This window comes from Nocardia sp. NPDC058114 (assembly GCF_042884695.1).
In the GTDB taxonomy this organism is placed as follows: Bacteria; Actinomycetota; Actinomycetes; order Mycobacteriales; family Mycobacteriaceae; genus Nocardia.
Map to the genome: position 1 here is coordinate 21,447 of NZ_JBHVTK010000010.1, position 19,862 is coordinate 41,308.

A 19,862-nucleotide genomic window follows, 5' to 3' on the forward strand; every position below is an offset into this window, starting at 1 on the left:
TCTCTCGACGCTAGCCCGTAGTTCGCGAGGCGGCCATCACGACCCACCACAGGGGAGTCACCGAGGGGCTGTGTCCACGGACAGTTCGGTTTTGGACTGATCTGTTCAAAATGTGTTACGGTCGTCGGCATGGCCAGACCCAAAGAATTCGACGAGCACCGCGCCGTGGATGCCGCGATGCGGGCGTTCTGGTCCGCCGGTTACGAGGCGACCTCCACCCAGGACCTCTGCGCCGCGACAGGCTTGGGCCGCAGCAGCATCTACAACACCTTCACCAGCAAGCGCGATCTGTTCGATCGAGCTCTGCGCCACTACATGACCACCCGGAACGCCCCCCTCTTCGACATCCTCGACAGCGACGCACCGGCCAGGGAGCGGATCGCCGAGATCCTGCGCCGGACCGCCGAGGCGCCCGAAACCGAACCGTCGGGCTGCCTCGTGGTGAACTCGATCGTCGAACTCGCCCCCCACGATGCCGCTGCGCGCGCGCTCCTGGATGCCGATGGCGAGCGCCGTCTCGACGCACTCACGGCGACTGTCGAAAGTGGTCAGCGCGCAGGCGAATTCGCCGCCGATCGGGACGCACGCGCCATCGCCCAGTTCCTGACCGCCACCATCAGCGGCATGCGCGTCGCGGCGCGCGGCGGCGCGGATCACGCCACCCTGACCGCGATCGCCGAGACCGCGATGCGCTGCCTCTGAGATCCACCGGCTCCCATCGCCTTTCATCATGGCTTGATTTTGAACTGACTGATCCAAAATAGTTCGACGTACGAGAGGTTGTCATGCCGACCGCTGTCTACATCCTGGGCCTGTCCATCTTCGCCCAGGGCACCTCCGAGCTGATGCTGGCCGGACTCCTCCCCGACCTGGCCGCCGACCTCGGTGTCTCCATTCCCCGTGCGGGACTGCTCATCTCGGCCTTCGCGCTCGGCATGCTGGTCGGCGCGCCACTGCTGGCCGTGGTGACGCTGCGCTGGCCACGCCGTGACGCACTGCTGGCCTTCCTCGCGATCTTCGTCGCGGCGCATGTCGTCGGCGCGCTGAGCGGCGACTACTCGGTGATCTTCGCGACCCGGGTGGTGAGCGCCTTCGTCTACGCGGGGTTCTGGGCGCTGGCGGCGGCGACCGCGGTGAGCCTGGTGGCCCCGCAGTTACGCGGACGGGCGATGAGCATCGTCGCGGGTGGACTCACCATCGCCACGATCATCGGGGTGCCCGCGGGCACCGTCATCGGCCAGCATCTGGGCTGGCGCGCGGCCTTCTGGGCGGTCGCCGGGCTGTCCGCACTGACGATGATCGGTGTGTTCACGAAGATTCCCGGCGGTCGACCCGCCAGGGTCGCGGACTTGCGGGGCGAATTGCGGGTGATGGCGAATGTGCGGCTGTGGGTGTCCTACGGCGCCACCGCGCTGTCGACGGGTTCGGCGTTCGTCACCTTCGCCTACCTCGGCGCGATGCTGGCCGACACCACCGGCATCTCGGCGGCGTGGGTCCCGGCGGTGCTGGGTCTGTACGGCGTCGGCGGGTTGATCGGTATCACGATCGGCGGTCGATTCGCCGACGCGCACCCGTTCCGCACGCTGTACGTGGGCGCCGCGGGGATGACGGTGATCGCGGCCGCGATCGCTGTCACCGCGCGCTTCCCGGCGCCGACGATCGTGCTCGTCTTGTTGCTCGGCGCTGTCGGTTTCGCCACGAACCCGGCCCTGAACACCCGCGTTTTCACGCTGGCCGACGGCGCCCCGACACTGGCCGCGGCGACCAACTACTCGGCGTTCAATGTCGGAATCACCGTCGGTCCATGGCTGGGCGGACTGGCCATCGGCGCGGGGCTCGGCTTCGCTTCGGTCGGCTGGATCGGCGCCGGACTCGGTCTGGCCATGCTCGCCACCGTCGGGCTGTCCCATCGGCTGGAACGTGAACCCCGCACGGCCGCCGGCACTTCCGAGCCGCGACTACCAGCGCTCACCCACCCGTAGGTCATGAGACGTCGAAACCACCCGCGACAGATACGGGTGGTTTCGACGTCTCGGGCTCAGCCCAGGCAGCCCGGGCCGAGTAGCGCTTTCAGGTCTCCCATCAACGCGGAGGAGGGAGACACTCGCCAGGCGTCGTCGAGTTTGAGCATGGTGGTCTTCTCCCGGGCGCCGACATGGCGGATGAAGACATCCGAGGTGCCCTGGTGCCGGGTGAGGACCTTCTTCAGCTCACCGAGCTTGTCGGGCGTGCACATCCGGGTCGTCATCACCACCGCCACCGGCTTGGCCACGCCGATGGCCGAGAGGTCGGGAACGACGAGGTCGTTGGCGATCAGGGAGATGCGGTCGTCACGCACCGAGACGCGGGCCTTCACCAGCACCACGGCGTCTTCGACCACATCCATGCCGTACACCGAGTACGACTGCGGGAAGAACAGCACCTCCACGCCACCGGTGAGGTCTTCCAATTGGGCCGAGGCCCAGGCCAACCCGTTCTTGTTGATCCGGCGGTTCACCGAGGCGAGGATGCCGCCGATGGTCACCTGCGCGCCGTCCTTGACGTCGCCTTCCAGGATCGCCGGGATGGGGGTGTCGACCTGCGCTGCCAGCACGTGCTCGACGCCGTTGAGTGGGTGGCCGGACACGTAGAGGCCCAGCATCTCCCGTTCGAGGGCGAGCTTGTGCTTGGTCTCCCATTCGTCCTCGGGGACTTTGACATTGAATACCGACGCCATCGAGTCGTCGCCGTCGCCGAGGCCGCCGAACAGGTCGAACTGGCCGATCGCCTCGGCCTTCTTGGTCGACATCACCGCGTCGATCGCGTCGGAGTGGATCAGCAGCAAGCCCTTGCGCGGATGCCCGAGGGAGTCGAATCCGCCTGCCTTGATGAGGGATTCGGTGACCTTCTTGGAGCAGGCGATCGCGTCGATCTTGTTCAGGTAGTCGGAGAAGTCGGTGAACTTCGACTTCTCCTTGCGCGCGGTGATGATCGAGCCGACCACGTTGGTGCCGACGTTGCGGACCGCGCCGAGACCGAACCGGATATCGGTGCCGACGGAGGCGAAGTTCAGCTCCGATTCGTTGACATCGGGCGGCAGCACCGTGATACCCATCTTGCGGCAATCCGACAGGTAGATGGCGGCTTTGTCCTTGTCGTCACCGACGGAGGTGAGCAGACCGGCCATGTACTCGGCCGGGTAGTTGGCCTTGAGGTAGGCCGTCCAGAAGGAGACGAGGCCGTAGCCGGCGGCGTGCGATTTGTTGAACGCGTACCCGGCGAACGGGAGAATCGTGTCCCACAGCGCCTTGATGGCGGGCTCGGAGAAGTCGTTGGCCAGCATGCCGTCACGGAAGCCCGCATAGGCCTCTTCCAGGACGGACAGCTTCTTCTTACCCATGGCGCGGCGCAGGATATCGGCTTGGCCGAGCGAGTACCCGGCCACCTTCTGCGCGATCTGCATGATCTGTTCCTGATAGACGATCAGGCCGAAGGTGTCGGCGAGGATCTCTTTCAGCGGCTCTTCGAGTTCGGGGTGGATCGGTTTGACTTCTTGCCGGTTGTTCTTGCGGTCGGCGTAGTCGTTGTGGGCGTTCATGCCCATCGGGCCGGGGCGGTACAGCGCGAGGACGGCGACGATATCGCCGAAGCCGGTGGGTTGCATGCGGCGCAGCAGGTCGCGCATGGCGCTGCCGTCGAGCTGGAACACGCCGAGGGTGTCGCCGCGGGCGAGCAGTTCGTAGGTGGCCGGGTCGTCGAGCGGCAGGTTGTCCATGTCGAGATCGATGCCGCGGTTGGCCTTGATGTTCTCCAGGGCATCACCGATGACGGTGAGGTTGCGCAGACCCAGGAAGTCCATCTTCAGCAGGCCGATGGCCTCGCACGACGGGTAGTCCCAGCCGGTGATGATCGCGCCGTCCTGGGCGCGCTTCCACACCGGGATCGCGTCGGTGAGCGGCTCCGAGGACATGATGACCGCGCAGGCGTGCACGCCCGCGTTGCGGATCAGACCTTCCAGGCCTTTCGCGGTCTCGTAGATCTTGGCGATGTCGGGATTGGAGCCGATCAGTTCGCGGACCTCGGCAGCTTCCTTGTACCGCTCATGGTCGGGATCGGTGATGCCGGAGACCGAGATGTCCTTGGCCATGATCGGCGGCGGCAGCGCCTTGGAGATCTGGTCGGCGATGGCGAAACCGGGCTGGCCGAACAGGACTCGCGCGGAGTCCTTGATCGCGGCCTTGGTCTTGATGGTGCCGAAGGTGATCACCTGCGCCACGCGGTCGCTGCCCCACTTCTCGGTGGCGTAGCGCACCATCTCACCGCGGCGGCGATCATCGAAGTCGATATCGATATCGGGCATCGACACGCGCTCGGGATTGAGGAATCGCTCGAACAGCAGACCGTGCGGAATGGGGTCGATATTGGTGATACCCATCGCGTAGGCAACCAGCGAACCGGCGGCCGAACCACGACCGGGACCGACCCGGATACCGACCTCGAGCGCGTGCTTGATCAGGTCACCGACGACGAGGAAGTAGGCCGGGAAACCCATCTCGCAGATGACTTTGAGCTCGAAGTCGGCACGGTCGAGGTATTCGCGCGAGGGACCGTCCGGGAAGCGGCGATCGAGACCGTCGAGGACTTCCTTGCGCAACCAGCTGGCCTGGTCGTGGCCTTCGGGCACCGGGAAGATCGGCATCCGGTCGCGGTGAGCCCACACGTCGTCGTAGGACTGCACCCGCTCACCGATGAGCTCGGTGTTGTCGCACGCGCCGGGGACTTCGGCGTCCCAGATGGCGCGCATCTCCGCGGCGGACTTGAGGTAGTAGCCGTCACCATCGAACTTGAACCGAGTCGGGTCCGACAGCGTCTTGCCGGTCTGAATGCACAGCAGCGCTTCGTGGTTGACCGACTGGTCCTTGGTGACGTAGTGGCAGTCGTTGGTGGCGATCGGCGGGATGCCGAGCTGCTTGCTGATGTCGATCAGGCCCTCGCGGACCCGGCGCTCGATGGACAGACCGTGGTCCATCACCTCGAGGAAGAAGTTGTCGGCGCCGAAGATCTCCTGCCACTTCGCGGCGGCTTCGAGCGCTTCGCGATCGTGGCCCAGACGCAGGCGGGTCTGTACTTCACCCGACGGGCAGCCGGTGGTCGCGATGATGCCCTCGGCGTGCTGGGCGATGATCTCCTCGTCCATGCGCGCCCACTTGCCGAGCTGGCCCTCGATCGAGGCGAGCGAGGACAGCTTGAACAGGTTGCGCAGGCCGGTCGCGTTCTCGGCGACCATCGTCATGTGGGTGTAGGCACCCGAGCCCGAGACGTCGTCGCCCTTCTGACCCGGATCGCCCCACTTCACCCGCTTGGTGTCGAAGCGCGAGCCCGGTGCGATGTAGGCCTCGATGCCGATGATCGGCTTGATGCCCGCCTTCTTGGCCGAGTTGTAGAACTCCGAGGCGCCGTACATGTTGCCGTGGTCGGTCATGCCGACCGCGGTCATGCCCAACCGATCCGCCTCCGCGAACAGCGGCGAGATCTTCGCCGCTCCATCGAGCATCGAGTACTCGGTGTGGTTGTGCAGGTGAACGAACGATCCGGACGGAGCCAAGACGGTCCTTCCTCCCATAGAGTCGGCGGGGGTTGGCCTTGGCATTCTATGCACGGGGGTCCGACAGATTCGGCACGCCACGAACCGCGCCTGGGCGAGGGGCGGCGTGTCGTGGTGAACGTCACCGACGGGCCCTCGATCTCGCGAAGAAGGCGGCCTGATCCGATTCCGGCGCTCGCCCCGACATAATCGATCGGTGCACACCGATCGGCCGACTCGATGACCCCCTTCATCGTGGCCGCCGCGGCCCTCGCCCTGCTGGTCGTGGCGTTGCTGGTCTGGCGGCGAACCCAGCGGGTCGTCACCACACCCGCCCAGCGGGCCGTCCACCAAGCACTGCACACCGCGTCGCTGGCCGCCGTGCCGTTGCGGCGCGGGCTGACCGAGGAGTCCGCGAGTGAAGCGGCGCCACACCTGCGGGCGCTCGCGGGTGCCGAGGCGCTGGGTGTGGCCGATGCCGAGGGGACGCTGCTGGCGTGGGACGGTCCGCAGACCGGGATGTTCGCCTCGTTCGCCGAGGCTGCGCGCCGCGCCGTCGCCGATGAGCGGCCCGTGCTGGTCACCGGTGACGAGCACACGTTGATCGCGCAACCGTTGCCGATCGACACGGGGGCGGCGGTCGGTGCGCTCGGCATGGTGACGACCGGGAAGCCGGGGCCCGGCATGCTCGGGGCGGTCGCGGAGGTGGCGCGCTACGCGTGTGGACAGCTGGAACTCGCCGAGCTCGACGCGTCGAGGGCGCGGGTCGACCGGGCGGAATTGCGGGCGCTGCGAGCCCAGATCAGCCCGCATTTCATCTACAACGCGCTCAACACGATCGCCTCGTTCGTCCGCACCGACCCGGATCGGGCTCGCGAACTGATCCTCGAATTCGCCGACTTCACCCGCTATTCCTTCCGCGCCGCAGGCGAATTCACCGTGCTCGCCGACGAACTACGCAACATCGAGCGATATCTGGCATTGGAACAGGCCCGCTTCGGCGACGCGCTCGACGTGCGGCTGCGCATCGCACCAGAAGTTCTCGGTGTCGTGCTGCCCTTCCTCGCCTTGCAGCCACTCGTCGAGAACGCGGTCCGGCACGGCCTCGCCGGCGGCGGCCGAGGCGGCCAGCTGAGCATCGTCGCCACCGACGCCGGCACCGACTGCCTGATCAGTGTCGAAGACGACGGCATCGGCATGAACCCGGACCTGTTGCGCTCCGGCGCACTCGACGCCGTCGACACCGGCTCCGGCCCCGCCCGCACCGGCGAGGCGGCCCACGTGGGCCTGGCCAACGTGGACGACCGCCTCCGCGCCGCTTTCGGCAACGACTACGGCCTGGTCGTGGAAACCGCACCCGGCGCAGGCACGAAAGTCAGCATGCGGGTCCCGAAGTTTCGCGCCGGTATTCGCGCCTGATCCCGGTCTCATGGCGGCGTTCGGCACCGCCGCCGACCCTGCCGGTTACGATGGATGGGTTGTGACTTGGAACACCGATGAACCCTCGACCGCTCTGCGGGTGCTCGCCGTCGATGATGAGAAACCGGCGCTGGACGAGCTCGTGTATCTGCTGAGCACGCAGGCGGGAGTCGGTGAGATCTATCGAGCCGGTGAAGCGACCGGGGCTTTGCGGTTGTTGCGGGCACATCCGATCGACGCGGTATTTCTCGATATCGATATGCCGGGGCTCACGGGGATGGAATTGGCGGGAATCCTGTCGGAATTCGCTGAGCCGCCCGCGGTGGTGTTCGTGACCGCCCATGATGATCACGCGGTGGCCGCCTTCGATCTGGGGGCCGTGGATTACCTGTTGAAGCCCCTGCGAGGTGCTCGATTGGGTGAGGCGGTGCGACGAATTCTGGCGGGGCGTATTTCGGTGCCCGCGACGGTCGTGGCGCAGTCCGCGCATCCGAGCGAGGTGATTCCGGTGGAGCTCGGCGGGGTGACCACCTTGGTGAACCGGGCTGATGTGGCGTGGGTCGAAGCGGATGGGGATTACGCACGGTTGCACACCGGCAGCGGGTCGCATTTGGTGCGAATTCCACTGTCGGCGCTGGAATCACGGTGGGAGGATGCCGGATTTCTGCGGGTGCATCGGTCCTATCTGGTGGCCTTGCGATTGGTGACCGGGCTGCGGAGCGCGGGCAACGCGACGGTGGTGTGCCTGCGGGCCGAAGGGGCGGCGGGCGCGGTGGAATTGCCGGTGAGTCGTCGCCAGGTGCGCGAACTCAAGCAGCGGCTGGTGCACGGACCTCGACAGAACTGGTCACAGCGGTGACGGGTCCGCAGCGACCGCCGCGGGAACGCGTGGTGCTGGCGCAGCGGCGGGGTGCGCGCCAGGTGCGCACGCGCACGGAGATGGTCGAGCAGACCGACCTCGGCGCGGCGCTGATCGGTGGGCTGATCCGGGCGCAGCTGGGCCTGGCATTGCGCCTGGGACTGATGGTGGCGGTCGGGTTCGGCGCGCTGCCGGTGCTGTTGCGCGTCGACGCGATCGCCGAGGCGACGGTGGCCGGCATCCGGCTGCCCTGGCTGATTCTCGGCGTGCTCGCGTTCCCGGCGCTGTACGCGGTGGGGTGGTCGTATGTTCGCCTCGCCCAGCGCAACGAAGACGATTTCCTGGAACTGGCCGGGGACTGACACATGCCGTACGAGCTGTCGACAGCGCCGTATGGGCCTGACCACGCCCGCGGATCGAAACCGGTACCGTCCGGCGGGCCGAGCTCGTGAGCCCCGACAACCCGGCGCTCACGGTCGCCGCACTGCTGCTGGCGGCGCTTGCCACTGTCGGCATCGGGTTTTATGGAGTGCGCCTGTCCCGCACGACTTCGGATTTCCTGGTCGCGTCACGCACGGTGGGTTCGCGATGGAACGCCGCAGCGGTCTCCGGTGAATATCTCTCCGCCGCTTCCTTTCTCGGTGTCGCCGGACTGATCGCCAAATACGGTGCGGACGCCCTGTGGTATCCGGTGGGTTTCACCGCTGGCTATCTGGGCCTGCTGATGTTCGTGGCCGCACCGCTGCGCCGATCCGGCGCGTACACCGTGCCGGACTTCGCCGAATTCCGGTTGGGATCTATTCGGTTGCGGCGCATGGCCGCCGGTCTCGTGGTGCTGGTCTGCGCGGTGTATCTGATTCCGCAGTTCCAAGGAGCCGGATTGACGCTGCACATTCTGCTCGGCGTACCCGCCTGGGTGGGGGCGGTCGCGGTGGGCGCGATCGTGTCGGCGAATGTGATCGGCGGCGGCATGCGGTCGGTGACCCTGGTGCAGGCATTCCAGTATTGGCTGAAATTGACCGCGGTGGCGGTACCCGCATTGGTGCTCGGAATGCATTTCCTCGCCGACGAACGACCGGTCGCCACCCCGGTGCCACCCACGGTCGACGAGCGCACCACCGTCGACATCTCGACCGATGTCGTCGTGCACCTCGACGTTTCGCAGCAGGTGACGATCACCGGAACACTCGACGGACACCCCACCGCGGGCCCGGTCGTGCTGACACCGGGCAACCACACCCTCGACGAAGGCACCGAACTGATCCTCGCGCCGGGCTCGGCCGTTCCGGTGGTGGCCGGCGCACCGGCCGACGGCGCCGGCTGGGTGGCGCCCGGCGGCGGATTCGGCGGGGAACACCCGCAGTACCAGGTGTTCTCGCTGATCGTGGCGACCTTCCTCGGCACCATGGGATTACCCCACGTGCTCGTCCGCTTCTACACCAATCGCGACGGCCCGTCCGCGCGCCGGACCGCGCTGACGGTGATCGGGCTGGTCGGCGTCTTCTACCTGTTCCCGATCCTGCTCGGCGTCTTCGCCCGCCTCTACGTGCCCCAACTGCTGATCACCGGCGCCTCCGACGCGGCCGTCGTGCTGCTGCCCGGTGCAGTGCTCGGTGGACTCGGCGGACAGCTGCTGGCCGCGCTGGCGGCGGCCGGGGCGATCGCGGCATTCCTGTCCACCTCGTCGGGGCTGCTGGTCAGCTTGGCGGGAGTGCTCAGTACCGACGTGCTGCGCGGCCGGATCCGGGACTTCCGCCTCGCCGCCCTGGTCGCGGGCCTGGTCCCGCTGACGCTCGCGGTCACCGTGGCGTCCCTGGATCTGTCGCGCACTGTCGCCCTGGCCTTCTCGGTGGCCGCGTCGACGCTGTGCCCGCTGCTCGTGCTCGGCATCTGGTGGCGCGGACTCACCGCGACCGGCGCGGCCGCGGGCATGCTCACCGGCGGGGTTACCGCGGGCGGCGCGACCGTGCTGGCGGTGCTCGGTGGCGTCTCCCCCGACCTGGCGAACGGCTGGCCGGCCGCGATCGTCGACTATCCGGGCGCGGTCAGTGTTCCGCTGGCCTTCGCGGTGACCATCCTGGTGAGCCTCGCCACCACGGGTCAGGACCCCCGGGCGGTGGCGGGGGTGTTCCTGCGCATGCACGCCCCCGAACGGCTCGGGATGAGTGCCGATCGCGACCCCGAAACCGCCACTCATCGGTGATCTCGCACCGACCGTTCGTCGCACCACACCGACCGCTCACCGCACGGGCGGCCACCTTCACCGAGTGACCCACGCCACACCCTCATGCGCCCGCGTCCGGGGACCTACCGTCATCTCCACGCACGACCCCCCTTCACGCTAGGACGACCGGCATGACCCAAACCGACACCGAGGCGCCAGATCCGCGCACGCCGAGTGCCGACGAATGGCTCGCGGTACAAGCGAGTCCGCAGTTCCAAGATCTGCGAAACCGGCTGCGCCGCTTCATCTTCCCGATGACCGCGCTGTTCCTGGTGTGGTACCTGAGCTATGTGCTGCTCGGCGCGTACGCGCACGACTTCATGGCCCAGAAGGTCTTCGGCAACATCAACGTGGGCCTACTGCTCGGACTCGGGCAGTTCGTCTCCACGTTCCTCATCACCGGGCTCTACGTCCGTTTCGCCAACCGTGAACTGGATCCGCGCGCCGCGGCCATCCGCGAAGAACTCGAAGGGGGCCAGGCATCATGAGCGTCACCCTTGCCGCGTCGTCGACGGTGGGCAATCCCATCGCCAACATCGCCATTTTCCTGCTGTTCGTCGCGGTCACCATGGTGGTGGTGATCCGGGCCAGCCGCAACAACGCCAGTGCCGCCGACTATTTCACCGGCGGACGCGGCTTCTCCGGTCCGCAGAACGGCATCGCCATCGCCGGTGACTACCTGTCGGCCGCGAGCTTCCTCGGCATCGCGGGCGCGATCGCCGTCTACGGCTACGACGGGTTCCTGTATTCGATCGGGTTCCTCGTCGCCTGGCTCGTCGCGCTGCTGCTGGTAGCCGAAATGCTGCGCAACACCGGCAAATTCACCATGGCCGACGTCCTCAGCTTCCGGCTGAAGGAAGGCCCGGTGCGCACCGCGGCCGCGCTGACCACCCTCACCGTCTCGCTGTTCTATCTGCTCGCGCAGATGGCGGGCGCCGGCGGCCTGGTGGCGCTGCTGCTCGATATCTCCAGCCGCACCGGGCAATCCATCGTCATCGCGGCCGTCGGTGTGCTGATGATCGTGTATGTGCTGGTCGGTGGCATGAAGGGCACCACCTGGGTGCAGATCATCAAGGCGGTGCTGCTGATCGCGGGCGCCGCGCTGATGACGGTGATGGTGCTGGCGAAGTTCGGCTTCAACTTCTCCGACATCCTCGGTGCCGCACAGGAATCGGTGAGCGAGTCCACCAGCAAGGCGGTCGCCGCCCGCGACGTGCTCGCGCCCGGCGCGCAATACGGCGGCAGCGAGATGTCGAAGCTGAACTTCCTGTCGCTGGGCCTGGCCTTGGTCCTGGGCACCGCGGGTCTGCCGCACGTGCTGATGCGCTTCTACACGGTCCCGACCGCGAAAGAGGCTCGGCGCTCGGTGGTGTGGGCGATCGGCCTGATCGGCGCCTTCTACCTGTTCACCCTGGTGCTCGGTTACGGCGCGGCGGCCATCGTGGGCCCGGACAGGATCCTCGCCGCGGCGGGTGGCCAGAACTCGGCGGCGCCGCTGCTGGCGTTCGAACTCGGCGGGGTGATCCTGCTCGGGGTGATCTCGGCGGTCGCGTTCGCGACGATCCTCGCGGTCGTGGCCGGTCTCACCATCACCGCGTCGGCCTCGTTCGCCCACGACATCTACGCCAGCGTGCTCAAGAAGGGCAACGTCGACGAGGTCAAACAGGTGCGGGTCTCGCGGATCACCGCGGTGGTGATCGGTGTCCTCGCGATCGGTCTCGGCATCCTCGCCAACGGCCAGAACATCGCGTTCCTGGTGGCGCTGGCGTTCGCGGTGGCGGCGGCGGCGAACCTGCCGACGATCCTGTACTCGCTGTTCTGGAAGCGCTTCAACACCACCGGTGCGCTGTGGTCGATGTACGGCGGCCTGATCTCGACCATCGTGCTCATCGTGTTCTCGCCCGCGGTGTCGGGCAACAAGACCGCGATGATCAAGGGCGCGGATTTCGACTGGTTCCCGCTGTCCAACCCGGGCATCGTGTCCATTCCGCTGGCCTTCGTGCTCGGCATCCTCGGCACCTACCTGGGTGGCCGCGGCGAGCAGATCGACCAGGCCAAGGCCGCGGAGATGGAAGTCCGGTCCCTGACCGGCGTCGGTGCGGAGAAGGCGATCTCGCACTGACGCCAACCCTGCCCGTGCCGGTGGTTCGCCCCACCGGCACGGGTTGTACCCCCATGCTTTTCGAAGGAGAGATTCTTGTGACCAGTTACCCGCCCGCCCCGGAGTTCGTCGCGCAGGCCAATGCCGATGCCGCGCTGTACGAGCGGGCGCGCACCGACCGCGACGGTTTCTGGGCCGAGCAGGCCAACCGGCTGCACTGGCACAAGCCCTTCACCGAGGTACTCGACTGGACCGACGCGCCGGTCGCACGCTGGTTCGGCGACGGCGAGCTCAACGTCGCCTACAACTGCCTCGACCGCCACGTCATCGACGGCCACGGCGGCCAGGTCGCCATCCACTGGGAGGGCGAACCCGGCGACTCCCGCGCGATCACCTACGCGGAGTTGCTCGATGAGGTGTGCAGGGCCGCGAACACTTTCACCGCGTTGGGACTAGAGGCGGGCGATCGCGTCGCGATCTACATGCCGATGGTGCCCGAGGCGATCGTGACGATGCTGGCGTGCGCACGGCTCGGTCTCACCCACTCGGTGGTGTTCGCCGGGTTCTCCCCCACGGCACTGCGCCAGCGGGTCGACGACGCCGAGGCCAGGCTGATCGTGACCACCGACGGGCAGTGGCGTCGCGGCAAGCCCGCCGCGCTGAAGTACGCCGTCGACGAGGCGCTGGGTTCGGATCCGTCGAGCGTCGAGCATGTGCTCGTGGTGCGCCGGGTCGGCCTCGACGTGCCGTGGACCGAGGTGCGCGATCTGTGGTGGGACGAAACCGTCGCTGTCGCTTCGCCTTCCCACGAGGCACAGCCCTTCCCCGCCGAGCACCCGCTGTTCATTCTCTACACCTCTGGCACCACCGGAAAACCCAAGGGCATCCTGCACACCACCGGCGGCTACCTCACCCAAACCGCCTACACCCACCACAACGTCTTCGACCACAAAGCGGGACAGGACGTCTACTGGTGCACCGCCGACATCGGCTGGGTCACCGGGCACAGCTACATCGTCTACGGTCCCCTCGCCAACCGCGCGACGCAAATCGTGTACGAGGGCACTCCGAACTTCCCTGACGAGAATCGTCATTTCGAGATCATCGAGAAGTACGGCGTCACGATCTATTACACCGCCCCGACATTGATCCGCACGTTCATGAAGTGGGGCCGCGACATAGCCGACGCGCACGACCTGAGCACGCTGCGACTGCTGGGCTCCGTCGGCGAACCGATCAACCCCGAAGCCTGGCGCTGGTACCGGGAAGTCTTCGGCGCCAACGAGACTCCTATCGTCGACACCTGGTGGCAGACCGAGACCGGCGCCATCATGATCGCGCCGCTGCCCGGCGTCACCGACACCAAGCCCGGCGCCGCGATGGGCCCGCTGCCGGGGATCTCCGCGAAAGTCGTTGACGACGAGGGCACACCGCTGGGTCCCGACGGGTCCGGTCTGCTCGTCCTGGATCAGCCGTGGCCGTCGATGCTGCGCGGCATCTGGAACGACATGGACCGCTACCGCGAAACCTATTGGCAGCGTTTCGCTTCCGAAGGCTGGTATTTCGCTGGGGACGGGGCCAAGCTCGATGCCGACGGTGATCTGTGGATTCTGGGGCGCGTCGACGACGTGATGAATGTGTCCGGTCACCGCATCTCCACCGCCGAGGTGGAATCCGCGCTCGTCGGGCACCCGGCCGTCGCCGAGGCCGCGGTGGTCGGTGCGTCCGACGAGACCACCGGGCAGGGAATCGTCGCCTTCGTCATCCTCACCGGATCGGCGGCCACGGCCGACGGGCTCGTGTCGGAGCTGAAGGCGGCGGTGTCGCTCGAGATCAGCCCGATCGCGCGGCCACGCGAAATCCACATCGTGCCGGAACTGCCCAAGACCCGCAGCGGCAAGATCATGCGCAGGCTGCTGCGTGATGTCGCCGAGGGACGCGAGCTCGGCGACACCTCGACACTGGTAGATCCGACGGTGTTCGAGTCGATCGCCACCGCGTGACGACAGGACAACAGCCCGCGCCACCGGTCGGTGGCGCGGGAAGCATCGGCCGGCCCCTGTCACCGTGGACCGGACCCGAACCTGCCGAAAGGACACAGCGTGAGCGCGCCGGATGGACGTAGTTCGCGCGGCACCGGGCATGCTGGGACGGTGGAGATACCTATGTTCCCGCTGGGAGCGGTGCTGCTACCCGGTGAGTCGTTGTCGTTGCAGATCTTCGAGCCGCGGTACGTAGCGCTGATCGAGGACTGCATGGACGGTCGGCGGGAGCCGGAATTCGGTGTCGTGCTGATCGCGCGCGGGCACGAAGTGGGCGGCGGTGAGGTACGCACGGAAGTGGGCACCGTCGCCCGGATCACCGAGGTCATCGAACTGCCCGGCTCGCGATACCGGCTGCGCTGCAAAGGAACCGACCGCATTCGCATCGAGAAATGGCTCGTCGACGCGCCGTATCCCCAGGCGGAAGCCGAGACCTGGCCGGACGACCCCGGCATCGACGACAGCGCGTTGCTGGCGGGTTTGCGTGAACGCGCGGACCGCCTGCACACCCTCACGGCCCAGTTCGCGCGACGCAACGGCATCCGCCGTCCGCCGCCGTCGGCCTCGCTGAACGATCTGTCCGATGATCCGACCACTCGCTCCTACGAGCTCGCGGCTCGCCTGCCGATCGGACCGACCGACCGTCAGTCGGCCCTGTCCGCCCCGAACGCGCACAGCCGGCTCGAGGCCCTGTCCACCTCCGTCGACGACGCGATCGCGATGATGGAGTTCCGTCTGCTGTGACGTCAGCCCGCCGGCGCGAGGGTGATCACGATCTTCGCGCGGGCGTGTTCGGTCTCCATGTACTCGATGGCGGCCGGCGTATCCGCCAGCGGATAGGTCCGGTCGATGGCCGGGCGGAGCAAGCCCGACTCGATCAGCTCGCGAAGCTCGGTCAGCGACTCCGGCGTCTGCTCCGCCAACGGAGCACGGACGGCCGGTTTCACGAACGGTCGAGCCAGCTGACCGCGCGCGAGCAGGCCGACCGGGCCGAACCAGCTGCCGCCGTCGAAGTTGCCGCCACCGGACAGGACCAGCGTGCCGGTGGGTTCGACCAGGCGGAGCAGTTCCCGCAGCGTCCGCGTTCCGGCCAGGTCGAGGACAGTGTCGTAGCGGCCGGTCAGAGTGTCGCGGGTGTAGTCGACGACGTGTTCGGCGCCGAGTCTGCGCGCCGCCTCGACATTGCGGGTGCTGCACACCGCGCTGACTCGCGCACCCCGTGCTCGGGCGATCTGAACCGCGAAGGTGCCGACGCCACCGGACGCGCCGATGATCAGCACCCGCTCGCCCTCGCCGACGTGACGCAGGCAGGTCAGGGCGGTGTTGGCGGCCAACGGCACCGCCGCTGATTCCTCGAAACTCAGGTTCGCCGGTTTCCGATCGAGCAACCCCCGCGGCACCGCGACGTATTCCGCGAACGCACCGCTGACCGCCTCCCCGAAGACTTCGTCGCCTACCGCCAGCTCCGTGACACCGTCCCCCACCTCCTCGACCGTCCCCGCGAAATCACCGCCCGGCACCGGATTCGCCGGCCCTCGTCGGCCGAAGACCGACCGGTCCATCCACCGCGCGATCTTCGGATCTCCCCGCATCACATGCCAATCCCGCGCATTCACCGACGCGGCGTGAACCCGGACCAGCACCTGCCCCGCTCCCACCGGCGGCCGCCCGACCTCCGCGGTCGCCAACATCGCCGATGACCCGTATACCTGCTGCACGATCGCCCTCACACCGAGAACGCTAGGCGCCCGACCCGCCCACCCACATCAGGGAATTCCCCGATGTCTCCGGAGATTTCACGCCAGGTGCGGAATTGCCCGCGTGGCACCGAACGCTTCGAAATCTCGAGGAATCGGTCGAACCGCGAGGGGGTGTGGGCCGTTGACAGGGAAGGAGCCGGTGGGCATGGGGCCACGGACCGGCGGCCGCACCAACGGAAGCGGAGAACGACCGATGACCATCAACGATTTCTCGCTGAACCGCCGCACCGTCGTGGTGGGTGTCGGCGTCTTGGCCGCCGCGGCGGCGATGACCGCGTGCAGTGCCGACGACAACACCGAGTCGGCGGCCGCCGCGTCACCCGAACCGGGGGCGCCGGCGGGTGCGCTGACCAAAGCGGCGGATGTTCCGGTAGGCGGTGGGGTGATCGTCGGTGACACCGTCGTCACCCAGCCGACCGCGGGTAACTTCATCGGGCTGTCGTCGACCTGCACGCACGCTGGATGCAAGGTCGCCACGGTGGCCAGAGGCACGATCAACTGCCCCTGCCACGGCAGCCGATTCGAGCTCGACGGCGCGGTGCGCGGCGGTCCCGCGACCGAGCCGCTGCCCGCCAAACCTGTTCGCGTCGAGGGAGACTCGATCGTTCCCGCTTAGACGCGCGGCACGCCCGCACTGCGGTCTTCGCCGACGGTGCGGGCGTGCCGTTCAGCTCAACCGGCGGCGTCCATCATTTCGGACATACGCCGTTCCATTTCTTCCGCCGAGACGTCTTCGATGTGGGTGGCCACGGTCCAGCGGTGACCCCACGGGTCCTCGAAGGCGCCGCTGCGGTCGCCGTAGAACTGGTCGGTCATGGGAGTGATGGCGGTAGCGCCCGCGTCGAGGGCCGCGCCGAAGGCAGCGTCGGCGTCGGCGACGTAGACCATCAGGTTCACCGGCGAACCGCCGACGGCCTTCGGGTCGTTGAAGCCGATCTCGGGGACCGGATCGCCCACCATCAGCACCGAATCGCCGACGAGCAGTTCACTGTGGACGATGGTGCCACCGGGGCCGTCCATTTTCATGCGCACAGTGGCGCCGAAGACCGCGGTGTAGAAGTCGATCGCGGCGGCCGCTCCCACGCACGCCAGGCCGGGACAGATCCGCGGATAACCTTCGGGAAAAGGAGAAACATCAGACATCGGATACCTCCGTGTCGAGAGTGATGCTCGGACGACCACCAGCGTATTCCCCTCGCCTGATCGGGAAAAGGGCCTCGCCGTTTCGGCCGTCCGATGAGATCAGGACTAGTAGAACTCGTTTTACTCCTGTAGAACTTGTCTCAGGTTTAGAACCTGTTTCAGTTTTGCTGCCGAAGTCGGAGGGCCGGGACGTGCGCTACGGGGTTGTCTTGTTCACCAGTGACCGGGGCATCGCGCCCGCCGATGCGGCCAAGGCCGCCGAGGACGCCGGATTCGACGCGTTCTACGTCCCCGAGCACACCCATATCCCGGTCGTGCGGGCCGCGGCCCATCCGCAGACCGGCGACTCCTCGCTACCCGACGACCGGTACCTGCGCACGCTCGACCCGTGGGTCGCGCTGGCCACCGCCGCCGCGGTCACCGAGCGGATCACCCTGTCGACAGCGGTCGCGCTGCCCGCCGAACACCACCCGATCACCCTCGCCAAGACCATCGCCTCGCTCGATCACCTGTCCGGTGGACGGGTGGAGCTGGGCGTCGGATTCGGCTGGAACACCGACGAACTCGCCCATCACGGCGTTCCGGCGAACAAGCGGCGCACGGTGTTGCGCGAGAACCTCGACGCGATGCGGGCGCTGTGGTCGCAGGAGGAAGCAGAATTCGCCGGCGACTTCGTGAAGTTCGGCCCGAGCTGGTCCTGGCCGAAGCCGGTACGCGCCGGGGTTCCGGTGTTGCTCGGAGCGGGCGGTACCGAGAAATCGTTCGGATGGCTGGCCGCCAACGCCGAGGGTTGGATCACCACCCCGACCGAAGGTGACCTGGGCGCCAAAGTCGATCTCCTGCACAGGGTCTGGAAGGAAGCAGGCCGCGAGGGCACCCCGCGGGTGATCGCGCTGGCCGGTCGTCACAACGCCGAGCAGCTCGCGAGTTGGGCCGACCAAGGCGTCACCGAGGTGGTCTTCGGGCTGCCCGACAAGAGTGCCGACGAGGTCCGTGGCTACCTCGGCCATCTCGGCGGGAAACTCGCCGTATCGGCGTGAACCCGAGCCGGTCTCAGCCGCGGAGTTTGCGCACTTGCGCCGCGGTGAGATCGGCGAGTACACCGGGATCGACGACTTCCGGTGCCGTGACGACAACCTGAACCAGCGTGTTCCCCACTTGGACAAGCGATGTCGCCGACGTGAGGGTGAGCCCCTCACTCGTGGCGGTCAGGGTGAACGCCGAGCCCGCGTCGCCCGCGACCGGCTGCGCGAGCGCGCTGGTTCGATACTCGATCCGCACGCCCGCATCGTCGCCGGAGTAGCTGGTGCAGCGCCGAGGCTGCGCCTGGAGCGCGTCGAATGCCGGCACCAGTGCCGCGTCGGAGTAGCTGGCGGCGTCGATGTCGATGGTGGCGAAGCTGGGCCCCGCGAACTGCACCGACGCGGCGGCAGCCGACCCCGGCCACTGCTGCGCGATCGGCGAGAGCAGGCGCCCGCAGTCCGGCGGATCCGTCAGCGCCGCGGGCGGCACTGCGGGCTCGTCGGATTCACCGCGCGACGGTACGACCGCGAAATCACCGGGCAGATCGGTAGCGGCGAGCAGACCGGCCGACAACTGTGCCGCATCGCCGATCACGGCCCCGGTTCCCGGTGCGGCCGTGACGGCGGCGGAGAACGGACCCGATCCCGGCGTGTCCACCGTGTCGTCGGACCCACAGCCCGCAACCCCGACCAACCCGACACACGCCGAAACCACCGCGCCTACGCGCAGCGAATCCGCCCGCATCATTCCGTCCAGGAGACGCGGGTCGACTGCGTCTGCACCAAGGTGCTCACACTGCGGGCGTCGCGGTAGGTCTGCTGTCCACCGATCTCGATGGAACCCGAAACCGGCAGTGGCATACCGAGATCGATGGTGATCGAGCCGACGCCTTCCATGACGTAACCGTCGATGTCGAGCTCACCGGCGTCGTTGGGCAGCTCCCACACGTTGTCGGTGGGCGTCTGATTCACCTGGAGATCGATGGTGAGCCGGTCGCCCTCGCGGCTGGTGAGCGTGGCGGTGGTGATCTGGTCCAGGGTCACCCCGCCGGTGATCTGCTGGTGCACCGTCCAGACCGCGCCGACGCCGACGGGCTGGTCCGGGAACGCGATCGACTGGTACACAGCCTGATAGAAGGCCTGTTCGAGCGCGGCCCGCGCGGTGTTCGGGGTGTCCGGCGAGGGCGCCATGCGCAGCTCGGTGATCGCACCGAAATCGCTCATCCCCAAACCGGCGTGTGAACCGTCGGCAGAGGTGAACGCCTTGTTGAGCGCGGGGTCGGGCGTGGTGACCGCACCGACGGTGAGATCGACGCCGTCGGCGCCCGTGCGCGCGGTCATCGGGATGGTCAGCGCGGCAGGCGAGAAGTCGCGAGCGGGCTGATCGTTGACCTGCTGCTGGATCCGGTAGTCGGTGCGCAGCGTCACCTCCTGCGTGGTGCCCGCGGCATAGCGCGGCCGCAGCAGATCGCGCGGCTCCTCGCCGGGCGAGACCATCGTGGTGACCGCGGCCGAGATCGGCACGGTGACTTCCTTGCCGATACCGAGCGGCTCGGTGCCGTCGACCTCCGCGGCAGGGGCCGAGCGATCGGCGCAGCCGGCGCCGAAGGTCGCGAACCCGAGCACGAGCGCCACCAGTAACACCCCGGGGCGCGCGATGCGGGGTAAGCGAGATCTAGACAACACCGTCACAGCCATCAGGGTACGACCGCTTCCTGAGTAACACCTG

The 19,862-nt window shown here is 67.6% G+C and carries 17 protein-coding genes; 12 read left to right on the forward strand and 5 right to left on the reverse strand.

Annotation, left to right across the window (positions count from 1 at the left end; all coding sequences use genetic code 11):
• The first annotated feature begins 129 nt into the window (after positions 1 to 129).
• Both ACFVVI_RS28875 and ACFVVI_RS28880 read left to right on the forward strand, forming a co-directional pair.
• The gene (locus ACFVVI_RS28875) at positions 130 to 702 is read left to right on the forward strand and encodes a TetR/AcrR family transcriptional regulator (RefSeq protein WP_387447590.1); all 573 of its coding nucleotides are present in this window, start codon (positions 130 to 132) and stop codon (positions 700 to 702) included.
• Positions 703 to 785: 83 nt separating this feature from the next.
• On the forward strand, positions 786 to 1,982 hold the full coding sequence (locus ACFVVI_RS28880) for a Cmx/CmrA family chloramphenicol efflux MFS transporter (RefSeq protein WP_378992647.1): 1,197 nt from the start codon (positions 786 to 788) through the stop codon (positions 1,980 to 1,982).
• A gap of 56 nt (positions 1,983 to 2,038) precedes the next feature.
• Here the strand turns inward: ACFVVI_RS28880 and dnaE are convergent, their stop codons facing one another.
• Entirely contained in the window at positions 2,039 to 5,584 is a 3,546-nt protein-coding gene (gene dnaE / locus ACFVVI_RS28885; protein ID WP_387447591.1) for a DNA polymerase III subunit alpha, read from the reverse strand.
• Positions 5,585 to 5,803: 219 nt separating this feature from the next.
• Here dnaE and ACFVVI_RS28890 point away from each other — a divergent pair, with 219 nt between their 5' ends.
• The 8 genes from ACFVVI_RS28890 to ACFVVI_RS28925 all read left to right on the forward strand — a co-directional run bounded on the left by ACFVVI_RS28890 (position 5,804) and on the right by ACFVVI_RS28925 (position 14,952).
• Positions 5,804 to 6,982, forward strand: a complete 1,179-nt coding sequence (locus tag ACFVVI_RS28890) for a sensor histidine kinase (RefSeq protein WP_387447592.1) — start codon at positions 5,804 to 5,806, stop codon at positions 6,980 to 6,982.
• Positions 6,983 to 7,043: 61 nt separating this feature from the next.
• A complete protein-coding gene (locus ACFVVI_RS28895) occupies positions 7,044 to 7,841 on the forward strand; it encodes a LytR/AlgR family response regulator transcription factor (protein ID WP_378992641.1) in 798 nt (265 codons plus the stop codon).
• Entirely contained in the window at positions 7,838 to 8,203 is a 366-nt protein-coding gene (locus tag ACFVVI_RS28900) for a hypothetical protein (RefSeq protein WP_379312525.1), read from the forward strand. Before ACFVVI_RS28895 ends, ACFVVI_RS28900 begins: the two co-directional genes overlap by 4 nt.
• Before the next feature lie 86 nt (positions 8,204 to 8,289).
• The gene (locus ACFVVI_RS28905; RefSeq protein ID WP_378992636.1) at positions 8,290 to 10,044 is read left to right on the forward strand and encodes a cation acetate symporter; all 1,755 of its coding nucleotides are present in this window, start codon (positions 8,290 to 8,292) and stop codon (positions 10,042 to 10,044) included.
• Between the two features lie 152 nt (positions 10,045 to 10,196).
• On the forward strand, positions 10,197 to 10,553 hold the full coding sequence (locus tag ACFVVI_RS28910) for a DUF485 domain-containing protein (protein ID WP_379312527.1): 357 nt from the start codon (positions 10,197 to 10,199) through the stop codon (positions 10,551 to 10,553).
• Positions 10,550 to 12,187: a cation acetate symporter gene (locus ACFVVI_RS28915; RefSeq protein ID WP_387447593.1), complete on the forward strand. Its 1,638-nt coding sequence runs from the start codon at positions 10,550 to 10,552 to the stop codon at positions 12,185 to 12,187. Before ACFVVI_RS28910 ends, ACFVVI_RS28915 begins: the two co-directional genes overlap by 4 nt.
• A gap of 77 nt (positions 12,188 to 12,264) precedes the next feature.
• Positions 12,265 to 14,169 (forward strand): acetate--CoA ligase, encoded by a 1,905-nt coding sequence (gene acs, locus ACFVVI_RS28920; protein WP_387447594.1) that lies wholly within the window; start codon positions 12,265 to 12,267, stop codon positions 14,167 to 14,169.
• A gap of 162 nt (positions 14,170 to 14,331) precedes the next feature.
• Complete coding sequence (locus ACFVVI_RS28925; RefSeq protein WP_387447595.1) at positions 14,332 to 14,952, forward strand: LON peptidase substrate-binding domain-containing protein; 621 nt, start codon at positions 14,332 to 14,334, stop codon at positions 14,950 to 14,952.
• Between the two features lie 2 nt (positions 14,953 to 14,954).
• On the opposite strand, the gene ACFVVI_RS28930 is transcribed toward ACFVVI_RS28925, so the two are convergent.
• Positions 14,955 to 15,938, reverse strand: a complete 984-nt coding sequence (locus tag ACFVVI_RS28930) for an NAD(P)-dependent alcohol dehydrogenase (RefSeq protein ID WP_387447596.1) — start codon at positions 15,936 to 15,938, stop codon at positions 14,955 to 14,957.
• A 223-nt stretch (positions 15,939 to 16,161) separates the two neighbouring features.
• Between ACFVVI_RS28930 and ACFVVI_RS28935 the strand changes: the two genes are divergently transcribed.
• A complete protein-coding gene (locus ACFVVI_RS28935; RefSeq protein WP_387447597.1) occupies positions 16,162 to 16,584 on the forward strand; it encodes a ubiquinol-cytochrome c reductase iron-sulfur subunit in 423 nt (140 codons plus the stop codon).
• A 56-nt stretch (positions 16,585 to 16,640) separates the two neighbouring features.
• Here ACFVVI_RS28935 and ACFVVI_RS28940 read toward each other — a convergent pair whose 3' ends face one another.
• Positions 16,641 to 17,111, reverse strand: a complete 471-nt coding sequence (locus ACFVVI_RS28940) for a VOC family protein (protein ID WP_378992624.1) — start codon at positions 17,109 to 17,111, stop codon at positions 16,641 to 16,643.
• A gap of 191 nt (positions 17,112 to 17,302) precedes the next feature.
• Here ACFVVI_RS28940 and ACFVVI_RS28945 point away from each other — a divergent pair, with 191 nt between their 5' ends.
• Complete coding sequence (locus ACFVVI_RS28945; protein ID WP_387447598.1) at positions 17,303 to 18,151, forward strand: TIGR03619 family F420-dependent LLM class oxidoreductase; 849 nt, start codon at positions 17,303 to 17,305, stop codon at positions 18,149 to 18,151.
• Between the two features lie 13 nt (positions 18,152 to 18,164).
• Here ACFVVI_RS28945 and ACFVVI_RS28950 read toward each other — a convergent pair whose 3' ends face one another.
• Both ACFVVI_RS28950 and ACFVVI_RS28955 read right to left on the reverse strand, forming a co-directional pair.
• Entirely contained in the window at positions 18,165 to 18,881 is a 717-nt protein-coding gene (locus tag ACFVVI_RS28950; protein WP_387447599.1) for a hypothetical protein, read from the reverse strand.
• Entirely contained in the window at positions 18,878 to 19,831 is a 954-nt protein-coding gene (locus tag ACFVVI_RS28955) for a hypothetical protein (RefSeq protein ID WP_378992621.1), read from the reverse strand. Before ACFVVI_RS28955 ends, ACFVVI_RS28950 begins: the two co-directional genes overlap by 4 nt.
• Between the last annotated feature and the right edge of the window lie 31 nt (positions 19,832 to 19,862).

Excerpts from the sequence above, each read along its gene's own strand:
- ACFVVI_RS28880 (WP_378992647.1), top strand. The coding sequence starts at position 786 with ATGCCGACCGCTGTCTACATCCTGGGCCTGTCCATCTTCGCCCAGGGC.
- ACFVVI_RS28940 (WP_378992624.1), bottom strand. The coding sequence starts at position 17,111 with ATGTCTGATGTTTCTCCTTTTCCCGAAGGTTATCCGCGGATCTGTCCC.
- ACFVVI_RS28910 (WP_379312527.1), top strand. The coding sequence starts at position 10,197 with ATGACCCAAACCGACACCGAGGCGCCAGATCCGCGCACGCCGAGTGCC.
- ACFVVI_RS28950 (WP_387447599.1), bottom strand. The coding sequence starts at position 18,881 with ATGATGCGGGCGGATTCGCTGCGCGTAGGCGCGGTGGTTTCGGCGTGT.
- ACFVVI_RS28935 (WP_387447597.1), top strand. The coding sequence starts at position 16,162 with ATGACCATCAACGATTTCTCGCTGAACCGCCGCACCGTCGTGGTGGGT.
- ACFVVI_RS28890 (WP_387447592.1), top strand. The coding sequence starts at position 5,804 with ATGACCCCCTTCATCGTGGCCGCCGCGGCCCTCGCCCTGCTGGTCGTG.
- ACFVVI_RS28915 (WP_387447593.1), top strand. The coding sequence starts at position 10,550 with ATGAGCGTCACCCTTGCCGCGTCGTCGACGGTGGGCAATCCCATCGCC.
- ACFVVI_RS28875 (WP_387447590.1), top strand. The coding sequence starts at position 130 with ATGGCCAGACCCAAAGAATTCGACGAGCACCGCGCCGTGGATGCCGCG.
- ACFVVI_RS28955 (WP_378992621.1), bottom strand. The coding sequence starts at position 19,831 with ATGGCTGTGACGGTGTTGTCTAGATCTCGCTTACCCCGCATCGCGCGC.
- ACFVVI_RS28925 (WP_387447595.1), top strand. The coding sequence starts at position 14,332 with ATGTTCCCGCTGGGAGCGGTGCTGCTACCCGGTGAGTCGTTGTCGTTG.